Origin of the sequence: Pseudidiomarina sediminum DSM 21906 (genome assembly GCF_000423165.1) — a bacterium.
GTDB lineage: Bacteria > Pseudomonadota > Gammaproteobacteria > Enterobacterales > Alteromonadaceae > Pseudidiomarina > Pseudidiomarina sediminum.
Genome location: NZ_KE383983.1, coordinates 84,775 through 99,713 on the forward strand (window position 1 = coordinate 84,775; position 14,939 = coordinate 99,713).

The window sequence follows — 14,939 nt, forward strand, 5'->3', positions numbered from 1 at the left end:
GTGTGGCCCGATTAGGGTTATTTTTCAATGATTATTTAAACGTGCGTTTGAAACTATGCGGTTATTAAGAAGTACAGCTTGTGCACTGCTATTTACGGTACTCACCACACCGATAAGTTTTGCTGAACCAAAGCTTTACGACCCAGTGCTGGCGGGTGATAAACAACGCGAGCAACAGCGCGAGTTGTTTGTGAAAGCAGAATACGCAGCGCGCCGAGGGCGACTGCTTGAGTATCAACAGCTGCTTGATCAGCTCGATGACTATCCGTTGCGCCCTTATCTTGAATTAGAGCGACTTCAGCAGGTGGGCTATCTGGCCAACGAAGATCGTGTGCTGGCGTTTCTTGCTAGCTTTGACGATTCACCGATGGCATGGCAGTTGCGCTATCCCTGGTTAGATTATTTAGCCCATAAAGACGAGCAAAAGCGCTTTATGCGCGATTTTCGCTTCCCGGGTAAAACCGCTCATCAATGTTACTATTGGCGTTTTGCATTACAGCAAAAGTCACACCCACGCGAAGCCGTGATGCGGGCTGTTGACCAGTTATGGTTGACTGGCGAGTCGTTGCCGAAGTCGTGCGACCCGTTATTAAGTGCTTGGACGAAAGCAGGGCAACGTAGCGATGAGCTGGTTTGGCAACGGGCCAAACTTGCCGCCGAAGGGGGCAAGCATTCGTTACTTCGCTATCTGTCGACCTTGGTGGAAGAGCCGACCCGTTCGCTGATTTTAAGTTATCGACAAGTACGCCGTAATCCCGCCAACTTGGTTCGAGAAATGAAGACCTTAGGGCAACAAAAGGGTGTCGCTGCTGAGCGTGCCGCAAGTATTGTGACTTATGGTTTGAACCGTTTAATTTGGCGTGATCCTGACACCGCTCTTGCCACAGTTGCGAAACTGCCGAAAAGTATCCCTTTAAGTGCCGCACAATGGACTGAAATTGAGCAAACCTTTGCGGTGGCGTTGAGTGTTAAAAATCATGCGAAAGCCCACACCTGGTTGGTGAAGCTGTCACCTGCAGAACATACTCAATCGACCTTGCAGTGGCAACTCGCGGAGTGGGTACGAGAGGGACAGTGGCAGGCGTTTATTGATGATCCTGTTGCTGATATGGCAACCGCCAGTGGCGATGCACAATGGCGCTATTGGCGTGGGCGTGCCTACGAGGAGCTGAACCAGCCTCAACGCGCCCAAGCCCAATTTGAGGAAATTGCACACCAGCGGAACTACTATGGCTTTCTTGCCGCGACCAAGCTTGGGCAAACGCCACGGCTAGGCGCGCGCCCGATCAACTATAGTGCGCAAGAGTTAGCAGCTGTGCGTCAATTGGCAGGGGTACAACGCGCTTATGAATTACTGCAGTTGAACCGCTTTGTTGATGCCCGTCGCGAGTGGTATCAATTGCTGCAAAGTGCCGATGGTCGTCAGCAAGAGTTGTTAGCAGTGTTAGCATCGCAATGGGAGTGGCACGACCAAGTCATTTATACCTTGGGGCAGTTGGGCGAATTTGATGCCATTGAACAACGCTTTCCACTGGCGTATGAGAAAGAGCATCGGGAATTTGCTGATGCAGCGGGTATTGACATGGAGTGGGCGATGGCGATCTCACGACGGGAGAGCTCATTCCGTTTCGATGCTCATTCGCACGCCGGAGCCTACGGCATTATGCAGCTGTTACCAAGCACTGCACGTTATGTTGGGCGCCGTACTTATGACCACGGTGATTTAAAGAGAGTGAGTACTAACATACATCTTGGCACCAAGTATTTGGCTGATCTTAAGCGCCGTTTAGGTGATAACTGGGTGTTAGCAACAGCGGCATACAATGGCGGTATCTATCGCGTAAATGACTGGATTCCGGAGCAAGCCATTGCCATCGACCGTTGGATCGAGACCATTCCTTATAAAGAAACGCGTGATTATGTGAAGAACGTTTTGGCGTACCAACAGATTTATTTGCTGGTGGCGCAAGCGAACGCCGAGAACCGTTTTACAGATGTTGTTAAGATGACGGTGAGCAAAGCCAGCGTTGGATTGTAAATCATGAAAAGTTATCCCGTTCCTGCGCAGGGGTCGGTCAGTGAATTGGAAATCAAGCACAGTCGTTTCATCACTTCTGTGCAGCGTGCCCAAGACGCGAGTGAGCATCAGGCTCACATTCAGCTGTGCCAGCAAAAGTGGCCGGGTGCGAGTCATTACTGCAGCGCAGCTGTGTTTGGTGCGCCCAACAACAGTCAGTGTTATGCCATGAGTGACGATGGTGAGCCAAGTGGTACTGCCGGTCGACCAATGTTGAATGTGTTGCTGAATCAATCGGTCGGCGAAGTATCGGTGGTCGTGACGCGTTATTTTGGCGGGATCAAGCTTGGCACTGGTGGTTTGCAACGCGCCTATTCGCAAGCGACGGTTGAAGCTTTACAAGCGACCGCTTGGGAAGAAAAAAAAGTTCGCACTTTCGCACAGTTACACTACGATTATGCCGATCAAAAAGTTGTTTCCCATTGGTTGGCGCAGTACGATGCCATCACTCAGCAACAAGCCTTTGCGGCAAGCATCGAACAACAGGTCGCGATTGCCGACGATGATTTTGACAAGCTAGCAGAAGTACTAAGAAACGCGACGCAAGGGCGCGTAGAACTCCAAAAAAATTAAGGAACAGCCGTGCGCCTTCGAGGTATATTTCGCATCCTAGGTTTATTGATTTGCTTGTTTAGCGGCACGCTGTTGCCGCCAGCTGCCGTGGCAGTCTATTACGGTGACGGCGGTGGTACTGCATTTATGTTGGCGTTTGCGATTAGCCTAGTGATCGGCTTTTTGGTGTGGTACCCAAACCGTAAAGTGCACTCTGATTTAAAGGTACGTGACGGCTTTCTGCTGACCGTATTGTTCTGGACCGTACTTGGCATGGTTGGGGTGATGCCGTTATGGTTTGCTGAAGAATTACCCTTATCCTTTACTGATGCCGTATTTGAGTCGTTTTCAGGCCTGACCACCACGGGTGCGACGGTGATTCAAGGTATTGAAACGCTGCCACACAGTATTTTGTTTTATCGTCAGCAACTGCAATGGTTGGGTGGTATGGGGATCATCGTGCTGGCCGTAGCGATTCTGCCGATGCTTGGTATCGGTGGCATGCAGCTTTATCGGGCGGAGATCCCCGGGCCGCAGAAAGACGCCAAGATGACCCCTCGAATCGCCGATACTGCCAAGCATCTTTGGTATATTTATGTGGCGTTAACCGCGGCCTGTGCCATTGCCTACAAGCTTGCAGGTATGGGCTGGTTTGACGCCATTAGCCATTCGTTTTCGACCATTGCCGTGGGCGGTTTCAGTACGTACGATGCCAGTATGGGCTATTTTGATAGTAGTACCATCAACACCATCTGCGTAGTGTTCTTATTACTGTCATCAATTAACTTTGCCATTCACTATGCGGCCATTACTGGTCGCTCATTGTTAAGTTATGCACGTGACCCTGAAGTGAAAGCTTTTCTTGGCATTCAGGCTGTACTTATTTTCGTGGTGTTTGCTACGGTGTTGGTGCATAAGGAGTTTGCGGACACGGGGACAGCCTTTAACCAAGCAATGTTCCAAGCGGTATCTATTGGTACTACGGCGGGGTTTGCTACTACGGATTTTGCGTCTTGGCCGCTATTTTTGCCGCTCTTGCTTATTTTCGCCAGTTTCATTGGTGGTTGTGCCAGTTCAACTGCGGGTGGCCTAAAAGTAGTACGGGTGGTGTTGCTTTTCCGGCAAGGCGTGCGTGAGCTGAATCGCTTGGTCCATCCGGCGGGGGTCTACTCAGTGAAGTTGGGGAACCGCATTTTGCCACAGCGAGTGGTTGAAGCTGTTTGGGGCTTTTTTGCAGCATACGCACTGGTGTTTGTGGTTATTATGTTGGGATTATTGGCGACTGGCTTAGATGATATTACGGCGTTTTCGGCAACCGCTGCGTGTTTGAATAACTTAGGGCCAGGCTTAGGTGAAGTTGCGGCCAACTATTCTACGATTCCTGATACCGCCAAGTGGCTGCTCGTCATAGCTATGTTGTTTGGCCGGCTGGAAGTATTTACGATTTTGGTATTGTTGACACCGACCTTCTGGCGCTCGTAACCGAGCGCCACGACCTTCAACTTAGAAGAACAGGGCGCTTGGCTGGAACAGGCGCTCAACCTCACGGATATACTTCTTATCAACCAAGAATAAAATGACATGGTCATCCGCATGTAAGACCGTATCATCGTGCGCGATCATCACTTCATGGCCTCGGACGATCGCACCAATGGTGGTGCCAGGCGGGAGTTTGATTTCGCTGATCGACTTACCCACCACTTTTGAGGTTTGCTCGTCCCCGTGGGCAATGGCCTCAATGGCTTCAGCAGCACCTTTACGCAGCGAGTAGGCATTTACGATGTCACCTTTACGGATCAGTGATAGTAACGCCGAGACGGTTGCGCGCTGTGGCGATACGGCAATATCAATCACGCCATCTTGTACTAAATCAACGTAGGCTGGACGTTGGATGAGCACCATGGTCTTCTTGGCGCCCATACGCTTGGCCAACATGGCAGAAATGATATTGGTTTCATCGTCATTGGTAACCGCAATAAAGACGTCAGCATCGTCAATATGCTCGTCATTCAGCAAGCGGAAGTCAGAGGCGCTACCGTGTAAAATCGTGGTATGGCGTAATTGTTCGTTGAGTAACTCGGCGCGTTCGCGATTGTGCTCAATCAGTTTCACATGATGATTTTCTTCCAGCAAACGCGCGAGGCCTGCACCAATATTTCCGCCGCCGGCAATGACAATACGGCGGTATTGGTGTTCCAGCTTTTGCATTTCTTCCATCACCATACGCACATAGCGCGTGTCTGTGATAAAGAACACTTCGTCGCCAGCCTCGATGATGGTGGTGCCCATAGGTTTAATCGCTTTGCCTTGCCGGAAAATCGCGGCAACGCGGGTTTCCACGTTGGGCATATGCACTTTCAAACTGGAAATCGCATGGCCAACTAACTTACCGCCATAATACGCACGCACCGCCACCAAGCTCGCCCGGCCACCGGCAAACTCCATGACCTGTAAGGCCCCGGGGTAGTCTACTAAGCGTTTGATATAGTGCGTGACTTGTTGCTCTGGCGAAATAATGTGATCGACAGGAACATCATCTTTATGGAACAACTGATCTTTAAAGTCGATGTACTCTTCAGAGCGAATACGGGCGATACGCTTTGGTGTACGGTAAAGTGTGTAAGCGATCTGACACGCCATCATGTTGGTCTCGTCACTCGGCGTGACGGCAATCAGCATGTCAGCGTCTTCACACCCGGCGTTGCGAAGCACGCGAGGGTGGGCCGCATGACCCGGCACCGTGCGAATGTCGTGCTGCTCTGACAGCCAATTGAGCTGGTCTTGATCGGTATCAACAACGGTAATGTCGTTGTCCTCTCCGACTAAGTTTTCAGCGAGTGTTCCACCGACCTGACCGCCACCAAGGATGACTATTTTCATTGTTGTTTTTCCACACAGGCATAAAAGAAACCATCACCGCCTTGTTGGCCGGGCAGGCGTTGCCAACACGTGGCATTGTCTGCATAGCTTATTGGCGTTAGACGGGCATCTGCGTGTCGTGCGCAGAAGGCTTCAATTTGTTGTTGGTTTTCATCATGTAAAATCGAGCATGTCGCATAAACTAACCTACCACCGGCACGAAGTAATGGCCAGAGGGCGTCAAGCAACTCGCCTTGCAAGGTCACCAGTTGTTGAATATCGTTGGCACGCCGCAGCCATTTGATGTCTGGGTGGCGACGGATCACGCCTGTTGCAGAGCAGGGAGCATCTAACAGGATACGATCAAAGGCTTGGCCGTCCCACCAGCTATCGATGGCGCCTGCATCGGCACAGACAATGTTGGCGTGCAACTTTAACCGTGTCAGGTTTTCTTCAACGCGTTCCAATCGGTGGGCGTCGACATCTAGTGCGGTCATTGCTACGGAAGGCTCGCGCTCTAAGACATGCGCGGTTTTCCCCCCAGGAGCAGCACAGCAATCCAAAATACGTTCATTGGCCTGCGCCGCAAGGATTGGCGCGGCAAATTGCGCACTCAAATCTTGCACCGAGAACCAGCCCTCGGCAAAGCCTGGAAGTTGGCGAACATCAACAGCGTGTTGCAACTGAATAGCTTCGGCCAAGGGGGCTTCGGTTGTGACCTGTAACTCAGGATCATAGGCATGGAGCGCTTGCTTGAACTCGGTTACGCTGACCTGTTGCGTATTTACGCGTAGCCACATGGGAGCCTGGCTGTTGTTGGCGGCGAAGATAGCCGTCGCTTGTGCGCCGTAATTACGACGTATCGCATCAGCAAGCCAACGAGGGTGTGCTGATTGTAACTCTGGATTCTGCTGCAACTTAGGTAACAACGTGTCGCGTTGTCGTTGTAAATTGCGCAGCACCGCATTCACAAGACCCTTTTGTCGGCGTTTTTTCAAGCGTTCTGTCGCTTCGACGGTTGCTGAAACTGCGGCATGATCAGAGGTACGCATGTAAAGAAGTTGGTAAGCGCCCACTAACAGCAGGTGGTGTAGTATTACGAGATCTTTCTTCAGCGGCTTGGTCAAAAATTCGGTTAGCGCGGCGTTAAGAATGGGCAGGTTGCGAAGCACGCCATAACACAGTGATTGCACTAGGGCGCGGTCGCGCGCATCTAAGGTTTCGGTATGTTGAGGTAACGCCTGACTTAAGGAGCGACCATGTTCAAGAACATCGGCAACAATACGTGCGGCGGCGGCGCGAGACGCAGCTCCTTTACTCATGATGAGGTCCTGTTAAACAACTGCCAATAGGAAACTGTTCGCTGCGCCCGTTTAAGAAGGCCGCTGCTGGCATTGCTTTTTTACCCGCGGGTTGCAGTTCAATCAGGCGCAAAGCTTGCGCGCTGGTTTGAATAACGATGCCATGTTTGTCTGCGCTTAAAATGGTGCCTGGCGCTTGGGACGCGTCGCCGGTAACAACGTCGGTGTGCCAAATTTTAATGACCTCTTGCGTGGCGGAATAGAGCCAAGCGACGGGCCAAGGATTAAAGGCACGCACCCATTGCTCAAGGGTTTTCGCCGGTTGCTGCCAGTCCAGCTGTGCTTCTTCTTTGCTCAGTTTGTGGGCGTGGGTAACCAGCGAGGGGTCTTGCACTTGCGCTTGTGCCGCATAGTGTGGCAGATCCGTTAAACACTCAAGCAATGCGCTCGGGCCTAACTCAGCTAATTTTGCGTAGAGTGATGCGGAAGTGTCTTCTGCAGCGATGGGCAGCGCTTTACTCAATAGCACTGGACCGGTATCGAGTCCGGCTTCCATTTGCATGATCGCCACACCAGCTTCTTTATCACCCGCCCAAATTGAGCGCTGAATAGGTGCTGCACCACGCCAACGCGGTAGTAACGAGCCATGCACATTCAAACAGCCATGGGGAAACAGGTCGAGTACTGCTTGCGGTAAAATTAAGCCGTACGCGACAACAATCATGAGATCGGCTTGATACCGCGCTAGCTGTTGTTGTGCGTCACTGTCTCTTAGGCTCAGTGGCTGTTCGACCGGCAGCTGATGCTGTAGCGCAAGTTGCTTAACGGCGCTCGCCTGCAATTTCTTGCCACGTCCAGCAGGACGGTCCGGCTGCGTGTAGACGGCAACGATGTCATGTTGGCCATCAGCCAATAACGCTTGTAAATGTCCCGCGGCAAACTCGGGCGTGCCGGCAAAAATAATGCGCATGATGATTAGTTCGCGGTTAAGCGAGCTTCCTTCTCAAGCTTTTTGCGAATACGGTCGCGCTTTAATGGCGATAAGTAATCGACGAACAATTTGCCGTTGAGATGATCAATTTCATGTTGAATACAAATCGCGAGCAAGCCTTCAGCCGTAAGCGAGAACGTTTCACCATTACGATCTTGCGCCTGCACCGTTACTTTTCCAGCGCGTTCAACTTTGGCGTAGACCCCAGGAAACGAAAGACAGCCTTCTTCGTTGGTGAATAAACCGTCTTTTTCTGTAATCTCTGGATTGATAAACACTAACGGCTCGTTCTGATCTTCGCTACAATCAGCGACGAACAACCGTTGATGGACATCCACTTGCGTTGCGGCAAGACCCACACCGTTAGACTCGTACATGGTTTCAAACATCGCGTCGATGGTATCGCGCACAGAATCATCTACACTATGAATAGGTTCAGCGACGGTACGTAACCGTTCATCTGGATATTTTAAGATAGTTAATTTGGTCATAACTCGTAATTCGTTAGTTTCATCTTGCTTAATTTTAACGTAATTTGGGGATGAACACACGGGTTTACAATGGAGCTCAACATGACAACCTGGCGATTACCTACGATTGTAGCTCTCGGCGCATTGCTGATGGGTCCTGCAGCGGCACAGGCAACCCCTCAAGACGGTGCAACAACGGCAACCACCGAACAGGGCGACGTGCTGCGTTTACGTGACGATGCGCCACGCGAATACGTGGTTAAAAAAGGCGATACGCTTTGGGACATTTCAGCAATGTTCTTAAACGATCCTTGGTTGTGGCCGGAATTGTGGCGGGTTAACGACACGGTTGCGAATCCACATTTAATTTATCCTGGTGATCGTTTGTATTTGAGCTGGGTGAACGGGCGCCCGCAATTGACACGTAAAGCCTTCAAGTCACTTACGCCAGAAGGGGTCATTGCAGCGAAAGGAAATCCGTTGCCGACATTTGACTATGAAGTGTTGAAGCCATTTTTAGATGCCCATTATGTGTTAAGTACTGCTGAGCTTGCTGATTTGCCTAAAGTCCTTGGCGATAACCGTGGTGCGCCGCGGGTCAATGGTATGACCCCAGTGTTTATCGACGGTACCTTGCAGGCCGATCAGAAGTACCGTGTGTTTACGCCGTTAGAGCGCTTTGATGAACAGGTCGTGGTATTAGATGTCGCTGGACTGCGCGTAAGTTACCAGCAGCAAGATATGACAGAGGGCGAACTGATCCAGCCGAAGCGTGAAATTAGCCGTGGTGATGTGGTGATGGCGCCACATCCCGTTGAGTTGCCTGACGTGATCATACCGACCAACGGTGCCCCAGTGGACGGCCACGTGGTGGCGACGCTGAATAGTCGCGTTAAAAATGGTAAGTACGATATTGTTATTTTAGATAAGGGGCGCAGCCAAGGTGTTGCGGTTGGGCAAATGTTTCAAGCGGTACGCCCAGGTACCACCATTTTCACTGACGGTGAAGCTCCCGAGTTAGCGAACCTTTATAAACCTTATGATGACTTGTCACGCTCATGGCGCGATGCGTTAAAACTGCCGCCGCGCACTAGTGCGGAATTATTAGTGATTCAAGTCTTTGATGGGGCGAGTGCTGCCATTGTCGTTGAGTCTTATGAATGGTTTGAAGTAGGCAGCTATTTCGTTCCTAAAATTATTTCAGTAGAGCAGTAATTACTAACGCTGCTCTTTGCACAAGGATGTGCGATGCAACCATCTCTTCTCGAACTGCTAGCGCTGCAGCGTCTAGCTTCGTCTGCGCGTCGGCAGGTTCGCCAAAGTGCGACCTTAGCGTCTTGTCAGGCGTTACTTCAACCTATCATGGCGGGGATTCCTGAGCGAACACTGGCCACCGCACAACAGTGGTTATCGGGCGGCCAGCGTTGTGTGTTGCACTGGTTCTCGTCTGCGTATCCGACGCAATTGCGAGCGATCCATGACCCTCCGTTGGTGCTTTTTGTAGCGGGTAACCTGACCTTACTTGAGGCTCCACAAGTTGCCCTTGTCGGCAGCCGCAAAGCAAGTCCCCCAGCATTACATACGAGTCGCTATTTTGCCGAACACTTGACGCAATCTGGTGTGTTGGTAAGTAGCGGTATGGCGCAGGGGGTTGACCGCGCTGCACATGTTGGAGCATTGCAAGTTGGCCCAACGCTTGCAGTGCTGGGAACGGGGCCTGACAACGTTTACCCCAAACAACATCGACAGTTACAGCAACAAATTGAGCAGGCGGGTGTGTTGGTGAGCGAGTTCCCACCTGGCACGCCGGCGAAGCGTGACCATTTTCCTCGTCGTAACCGAATTCTAAGCGGTTTGAGCAAAGGGGTGTTGGTCGTTGCGGCTCAAACGCGCAGTGGCACACTCACGACAGCACGGATAGCGACTGAGCAAAATCGTTCGGTGCTGGCGATTCCTGGGTCCATTTGGGATCCTGAGATGAGTGGCAATCTAAGATTGTTGCAACAAGGGGCGGCGCTGGTCACCCAGGTCCAAGATATCTTTGATGAGTTGAATTTGCCAAGAACGGCACCATGTAGTGAAGAGGTGCTCGAAAATAATTCCCAGCGAAGCTTGGCAAACCCACAATTGTTGGCTAATGTGGGAACAGAAGCTACATCATTGGACACTATCGTAGCACGCAGCGGACTACCGGTCGCTGTGGTTTCAGAGCAGTTGGTGTTATTAGAACTAGAAGGGCGAGTGGCTTCAGTCGCCGGTGGTTATTGTAAAGTGGGGAGGCGCTAAAGATGTTTGATATCCTCATGTATCTGTTCGAGAACTTCATCCACTCGGATGTTGAGGTGGTGGTGAACCATGAAGAGTTAACCGATGAGTTGACTCGCGCTGGTTTTCGTCAGCAAGAAATCCATAAAGCGTTGGCATGGTTGGAGCGTTTGGCTGATCTTCAAGAGAGTCAGGCAAAGCCTTATCTTAATCGTTCTCAAAGCAGTGCAACGCGAGTGTTTACTGCAGAAGAAACGGCCCGTTTAGACTGCGCTAGCCGCGGTTTCCTAATCTATCTTGAAAACTTAGGTGTATTAGATTTCGCGACACGAGAAATGGTTATGGATCGTGTTATGGAACTCGATATGCCTGAAGTGGCGTTAGATGATTTGAAGTGGGTGGTACTTATGGTGCTCTTTAATGTGCCTGGGTGCGAAGATGCCTACAATCAAATGGAAGGGTTATTATTTGAGGAGCCAGAAGGCCTTCTGCATTAAATGAACGACAATTTTTTAGAACCTCAACCGCTGGGGGTGCCTTGCCCCCAGTGTCAGAAAGAGCTGCAACTCAAAAAAGGCCGCTTTGGCTTATTCGTCGGATGCAGCGGCTATCCTGACTGCGATTACATGACTTCTGCGGATTTTGATCCTGGTACAGATGTAACGTGCCCTGACTGTGGTAGCGGTAAGCTGGTGCAAAAAACCAGCCGTTATGGGCATTCGTTTTATGCCTGTGATCGCTATCCGTCGTGTCGCTTTTCGGTGCCTTTGCCGCCTGTCGCTGAAGCATGTCCAAAGTGTGCCTATCCAGTATTGTTGCGAAAAAAGACAACGGCGGGTGAACGCTTGATCTGCGGCAATAGTGATTGCGACTATAAGTCAGCAATACGATAATAGCGAAAACAATCCGGCGAGGAGAATTTATGGACTGGCAGGCTGCGAAACAAGCATTTGCCGACGGTGAACTGTTGGCTTATCCGACCGAAGCCGTGTTTGGCTTAGGTTGTGACCCGCGGAATGAAGCTGCGGTACAAAAATTATTGCAGGTAAAGCAACGCCCGGTAGAAAAAGGTTTGATCTTGGTTGCCGCGGATTATAGCCAAGTGGTGCGTTATGTCGCTGATTTAGCTATTCCTCAAGACAAGCGCTTTAGCGTGTTTTCGCATTGGCCCGGCCCGGTAACTTTAGTGCTTCCTGCGGCTGATGATACGCCAGCATGGTTGACTGGAGGCCGTCGCCAAATCGCTGTGCGCGTTACTGCACATGAGCCAACGCGCCAACTTTGTAAAGCGCTTGGTAGTGCGATTGTTTCAACCAGCGCGAACCTTACCGGCCAACCATCGTTAACAACCGCGTCAGCAGTCCGCGAAGCCTTTGGCGACGCCATAGCATGGGTGATGGATGCCGAAGTAGGAGGTGCTGCTACGCCTTCGCGTATTCTAGATCCGCTGACCCAAGAGGTGTATCGAGCGTAATTATGAGTCATCCAGCGTTATCACAAGTTATTGATTACTTAAAAGATTTACAAGACCGTATTTGCCAAGCGCTAGAGCAGGCCGACGGTGGTGCAGCGTTCCAAGAAGAAAGTTGGCAACGTGCAGATGGTGGCGGTGGCCGTTCTCGCGTGTTGCGTGATGGCCATGTTTTAGAGCAGGGCGGCGTTGGCTTTTCCCATGTTTACGGTCCGCAAATGCCTGCTTCTGCGACGGCCCATCGACCCGAGCTCGCGGGGCGTGATTTTAATGCTTGTGGCGTTTCTTTGGTGATGCATCCGAGTAATCCGTATGTGCCGACGAGCCATGCAAATGTGCGGTTTTTCATTGCGGAAAAAGAAGGCGCGGAACCGGTTTGGTGGTTTGGTGGAGGGTTTGATTTAACCCCTTTTTACCCGTTTGATGAGGATATAAAGCATTGGCACCAAGTGGCGAAAGACGCGCTTGACCCTTTTGATGAAGCCTTGTATCCGAAGTTTAAAACCTGGTGTGACGAGTATTTTTGGTTGAAGCACCGCGGCGAAACTCGGGGTGTAGGCGGCTTGTTTTTTGATGACTTGAACCAACGTCCGTTCGACGAGTGTTTCGCGATTATGCGCGCGGTGGGCGATGCCTATTTGCACGCCTATTTGCCGATTATTGAACGGCGTAAAAACACACCTTACGGCGAGCGTGAACGGTCGTTCCAGCTGTACCGCCGTGGCCGCTATGTCGAGTTTAATTTGGTGTGGGACCGAGGGACGTTGTTTGGTTTACAAACCGGCGGACGCACCGAATCGATTTTGATGTCGATGCCCCCGCTAGTGCGTTGGGAATATGGTTATACGCCGGAACCAGACTCTGCTGAAGCACGTTTATATGAAGACTACTTACGCCCTCGAGATTGGCTTGCAGAACTTTAATCGGTATTGATCATGTGATGTGCGAGTCGAGTGAACTGTTGCTTTAACTGCATGTGCAGCAACGGGTCACTGACTTGTTCATCCAGTACCTGATACATGCATAGCAACCATTGGTCGCGCATCGCGGTGTCGATACGAAACGGAAGATGGCGGGCGCGCAGGCGCGGATGGCCGTACTTTTCAACGAACAACTGGGGTCCGCCTAACCAACCACTTAAAAACTCAAAAAACTTTTCTCGAATCGCCGTTAAGGGTTGTGGATGCATCGCCAGCAATTCGCGTGCACGGGGATCTTGCTCCATGATATCGTAGAAGCGTTCTGCCATTGCACGCACAGCAGTTTCACCGCCGAGCTGTTGGTATTGAGAGGCCGGTTCGTTAGCCGCTTTTTTACTTTTGAAGAATGACAACATGATGCAATTTACCGTTTTTGGAAACCCGATTGAACACAGTTTATCGCCGCGCATCCATCAGCTGTTTGCTGAACAATGTGGCAAGCAGTTGGATTATTCGCGTAGTTTAACATCGAAACAGCGCTTTGCTGGCGCTGTTGCGTCATTTTTTCGTGCCGGCGGACAAGGTGCGAACGTCACAGTACCATTTAAAGAGCAAGCCGCAGAACTTGTGACCCATCTCACCCCGCGTGCCGCGCGAGCGGCTTCGGTGAATACGTTGATTCCCTTGGGACAAGGTCAGCTTGCTGGCGATACCACAGACGGTATGGGGCTGTTGCGCGATGTAGAACGTCTTGTCGGTGCGCAAGGGCTACCTCAGCGAGTGGTGATCATTGGTGCAGGTGGTGCTGCGCGAAGTGTCATCGAGCCCTTCCAAGAGGCGGGATGTGAGGTTTACTTAAGCAATCGTAGCGCTGCAAAAGTCACGCCATTAGTGCAACGTTTCAGTGCGCTAAAAGTGTTACCTTTCGAGGCGTTAGGACATTCACCGAGTGAGGAATTTAACGCGAATTTTTGTTTGATCAATGCAACGTCGGCGTCGTTGGCTGGGCATGCGTTGCCGATCGATGATGGGTGGTTTTCCGCGGGGGTGCTGACCTACGATATGATGTACGGCGCTCAGTTGACAGCGTTTTTGCAACAAGCAAAACGTGCAGGTGCAGGCGAACTGGCAGACGGCCTAGGGATGCTGGTGGAACAGGCTGCGTTAGCTTTTTCGCTATGGCACAATGGCCATGTACCGGAGACGCTTCCAGTCTTACATCAATTACGTGCTGAGCTTAGCGGTTAATCGCGAATCACTATCTCAGGTTGAAGATCGACGTCACCGGTGTGATCGACCGTGGCATAGTCGCCGTCGCGACGGACGATGGCGAGTGGGCCTTGCGGCGTATTACGGATAAAGGCTAGGTCGTAGCCGAACTTATTGAGCTGATAAACGCCAAGCTTTTGATCCATGGATAAACGATCCCACCACTGGGATGGTTCAAGTGCGTGGTTACGGCGCTCTTTTGAAGGTTGCGTTTTAACATGACTACTTACTTGGTAACTCGCTTCCTGTAACTCCATGACTGCTCTCTAAATTTTGGGGGTAGGAGAATGCATTTATCCTAAGTTTGCAAACGCTAATATGACGTTTGCAATACAAAATTGCAACTATTCTCTGATACCTTATTAGTATATCAACCTATTTTTATATGCGAAAAATATTCTAAAATTTCATCGCGATGAACTGGTAATCAGGGCAACTTGTGGTAGTCTTAGTTTTCGACTCAGCGAATGAGTCGTTTTGAATGTGACCCGTTAATTTTTGCTCGTCAGTACGTCATTCAAAGTTCAGTTTCCACAACTGACAACAACAATAATAACAAAGCTTCAGGGCATTCGTTTTATCAGTAAATACCCTGTTAAACCAATAGCTTAGATGTTAACAACACAACATTTGATAAACGTCATTTGTGGTGCGGTTAGGCTATTGTCAACAGAGTTATCCACATATTACCCACAATCTTATCCTAGCCCAAGGTCTTGTTAAAACTAGCTTGGATGGTGCGGGTATGGCATGCTTAGCGGTAA

16 protein-coding genes are annotated in these 14,939 nt (G+C 50.7%); 10 read left to right on the plus strand and 6 right to left on the minus strand.

Features of this window, described 5'->3' with window-relative positions:
* Window positions 1–55: 55 nt before the first annotated feature.
* From G535_RS0105695 to G535_RS0105705, 3 genes are read left to right on the plus strand one after another with little or no spacing between them, the layout of a single operon-like run.
* Window positions 56–2,038, plus strand: a complete 1,983-nt coding sequence (locus G535_RS0105695; RefSeq protein ID WP_026861181.1) for a transglycosylase SLT domain-containing protein — start codon at window positions 56–58, stop codon at window positions 2,036–2,038.
* A 3-nt stretch (window positions 2,039–2,041) separates the two neighbouring features.
* Window positions 2,042–2,650, plus strand: a complete 609-nt coding sequence (locus G535_RS13020; protein ID WP_034727774.1) for a YigZ family protein — start codon at window positions 2,042–2,044, stop codon at window positions 2,648–2,650.
* Between the two features lie 9 nt (window positions 2,651–2,659).
* Window positions 2,660–4,111: a TrkH family potassium uptake protein gene (locus G535_RS0105705; protein ID WP_026861182.1), complete on the plus strand. Its 1,452-nt coding sequence runs from the start codon at window positions 2,660–2,662 to the stop codon at window positions 4,109–4,111.
* A gap of 21 nt (window positions 4,112–4,132) precedes the next feature.
* On the opposite strand, the gene trkA is transcribed toward G535_RS0105705, so the two are convergent.
* Genes trkA through def form a run of 4 tightly spaced genes read right to left on the minus strand, consistent with a single transcriptional unit; the run spans window position 4,133 to window position 8,271 of the window.
* Window positions 4,133–5,509, minus strand: a complete 1,377-nt coding sequence (gene trkA, locus G535_RS0105710) for a Trk system potassium transporter TrkA (RefSeq protein ID WP_026861183.1) — start codon at window positions 5,507–5,509, stop codon at window positions 4,133–4,135.
* On the minus strand, window positions 5,506–6,810 hold the full coding sequence (gene rsmB, locus G535_RS0105715) for a 16S rRNA (cytosine(967)-C(5))-methyltransferase RsmB (RefSeq protein ID WP_026861184.1): 1,305 nt from the start codon (window positions 6,808–6,810) through the stop codon (window positions 5,506–5,508). The genes trkA and rsmB overlap by 4 nt, the downstream gene beginning before the upstream one ends.
* Window positions 6,803–7,759, minus strand: a complete 957-nt coding sequence (gene fmt / locus G535_RS0105720; RefSeq protein WP_026861185.1) for a methionyl-tRNA formyltransferase — start codon at window positions 7,757–7,759, stop codon at window positions 6,803–6,805. The genes rsmB and fmt overlap by 8 nt, the downstream gene beginning before the upstream one ends.
* A gap of 5 nt (window positions 7,760–7,764) precedes the next feature.
* Window positions 7,765–8,271, minus strand: coding sequence for a peptide deformylase (def, locus tag G535_RS0105725; RefSeq protein ID WP_026861186.1), 507 nt, complete (start codon window positions 8,269–8,271; stop codon window positions 7,765–7,767).
* Between the two features lie 81 nt (window positions 8,272–8,352).
* On the opposite strand from def, the gene G535_RS0105730 reads away from it, so the two are divergent.
* The 6 genes from G535_RS0105730 to hemF are packed head-to-tail and all read left to right on the plus strand — an operon-like array spanning window position 8,353 to window position 12,909.
* Entirely contained in the window at window positions 8,353–9,465 is a 1,113-nt protein-coding gene (locus tag G535_RS0105730; protein WP_026861187.1) for a LysM peptidoglycan-binding domain-containing protein, read from the plus strand.
* A 33-nt stretch (window positions 9,466–9,498) separates the two neighbouring features.
* Window positions 9,499–10,536, plus strand: coding sequence for a DNA-processing protein DprA (gene dprA, locus G535_RS13025; RefSeq protein WP_051206985.1), 1,038 nt, complete (start codon window positions 9,499–9,501; stop codon window positions 10,534–10,536).
* Window positions 10,537–10,538: 2 nt separating this feature from the next.
* Window positions 10,539–11,012 carry a DUF494 family protein gene (locus G535_RS0105740; RefSeq protein WP_026861188.1) on the plus strand — a complete coding sequence of 158 codons (474 nt, stop codon included), beginning with the start codon at window positions 10,539–10,541 and terminating at the stop codon, window positions 11,010–11,012.
* The gene (locus G535_RS13030; RefSeq protein ID WP_051206986.1) at window positions 11,013–11,408 is read left to right on the plus strand and encodes a DNA topoisomerase family protein; all 396 of its coding nucleotides are present in this window, start codon (window positions 11,013–11,015) and stop codon (window positions 11,406–11,408) included.
* Window positions 11,409–11,437: 29 nt separating this feature from the next.
* The gene (tsaC, locus tag G535_RS0105750; RefSeq protein ID WP_026861189.1) at window positions 11,438–11,989 is read left to right on the plus strand and encodes an L-threonylcarbamoyladenylate synthase type 1 TsaC; all 552 of its coding nucleotides are present in this window, start codon (window positions 11,438–11,440) and stop codon (window positions 11,987–11,989) included.
* Window positions 11,990–11,991: 2 nt separating this feature from the next.
* Window positions 11,992–12,909 carry an oxygen-dependent coproporphyrinogen oxidase gene (gene hemF / locus G535_RS0105755; protein WP_026861190.1) on the plus strand — a complete coding sequence of 306 codons (918 nt, stop codon included), beginning with the start codon at window positions 11,992–11,994 and terminating at the stop codon, window positions 12,907–12,909.
* Here hemF and G535_RS0105760 read toward each other — a convergent pair.
* Window positions 12,906–13,322: a group II truncated hemoglobin gene (locus tag G535_RS0105760; RefSeq protein ID WP_051206987.1), complete on the minus strand. Its 417-nt coding sequence runs from the start codon at window positions 13,320–13,322 to the stop codon at window positions 12,906–12,908. The two genes, hemF and G535_RS0105760, sit on opposite strands and share 4 nt — an antisense overlap.
* Between G535_RS0105760 and aroE the strand changes: the two genes are divergently transcribed.
* Complete coding sequence (aroE, locus tag G535_RS0105765) at window positions 13,321–14,154, plus strand: shikimate dehydrogenase (RefSeq protein ID WP_026861192.1); 834 nt, start codon at window positions 13,321–13,323, stop codon at window positions 14,152–14,154. The genes G535_RS0105760 and aroE overlap by 2 nt on opposite strands.
* Here aroE and G535_RS13035 read toward each other — a convergent pair.
* On the minus strand, window positions 14,151–14,432 hold the full coding sequence (locus tag G535_RS13035; protein ID WP_051206988.1) for a hypothetical protein: 282 nt from the start codon (window positions 14,430–14,432) through the stop codon (window positions 14,151–14,153). The two genes, aroE and G535_RS13035, sit on opposite strands and share 4 nt — an antisense overlap.
* Between the last annotated feature and the right edge of the window lie 507 nt (window positions 14,433–14,939).

Coding starts and splice junctions, on each gene's coding strand:
- G535_RS13030 (WP_051206986.1), top strand. CDS start 11,013: ATGAACGACAATTTTTTAGAACCTCAACCGCTGGGGGTGCCTTGCCCC.
- G535_RS0105730 (WP_026861187.1), top strand. CDS start 8,353: ATGACAACCTGGCGATTACCTACGATTGTAGCTCTCGGCGCATTGCTG.
- def (WP_026861186.1), bottom strand. CDS start 8,271: ATGACCAAATTAACTATCTTAAAATATCCAGATGAACGGTTACGTACC.
- G535_RS13020 (WP_034727774.1), top strand. CDS start 2,042: ATGAAAAGTTATCCCGTTCCTGCGCAGGGGTCGGTCAGTGAATTGGAA.
- hemF (WP_026861190.1), top strand. CDS start 11,992: ATGAGTCATCCAGCGTTATCACAAGTTATTGATTACTTAAAAGATTTA.
- rsmB (WP_026861184.1), bottom strand. CDS start 6,810: ATGAGTAAAGGAGCTGCGTCTCGCGCCGCCGCCGCACGTATTGTTGCC.
- trkA (WP_026861183.1), bottom strand. CDS start 5,509: ATGAAAATAGTCATCCTTGGTGGCGGTCAGGTCGGTGGAACACTCGCT.
- dprA (WP_051206985.1), top strand. CDS start 9,499: ATGCAACCATCTCTTCTCGAACTGCTAGCGCTGCAGCGTCTAGCTTCG.
- G535_RS0105740 (WP_026861188.1), top strand. CDS start 10,539: ATGTTTGATATCCTCATGTATCTGTTCGAGAACTTCATCCACTCGGAT.
- G535_RS13035 (WP_051206988.1), bottom strand. CDS start 14,432: ATGGAGTTACAGGAAGCGAGTTACCAAGTAAGTAGTCATGTTAAAACG.
- G535_RS0105760 (WP_051206987.1), bottom strand. CDS start 13,322: ATGTTGTCATTCTTCAAAAGTAAAAAAGCGGCTAACGAACCGGCCTCT.
- tsaC (WP_026861189.1), top strand. CDS start 11,438: ATGGACTGGCAGGCTGCGAAACAAGCATTTGCCGACGGTGAACTGTTG.
- G535_RS0105695 (WP_026861181.1), top strand. CDS start 56: ATGCGGTTATTAAGAAGTACAGCTTGTGCACTGCTATTTACGGTACTC.
- aroE (WP_026861192.1), top strand. CDS start 13,321: ATGATGCAATTTACCGTTTTTGGAAACCCGATTGAACACAGTTTATCG.
- fmt (WP_026861185.1), bottom strand. CDS start 7,759: ATGCGCATTATTTTTGCCGGCACGCCCGAGTTTGCCGCGGGACATTTA.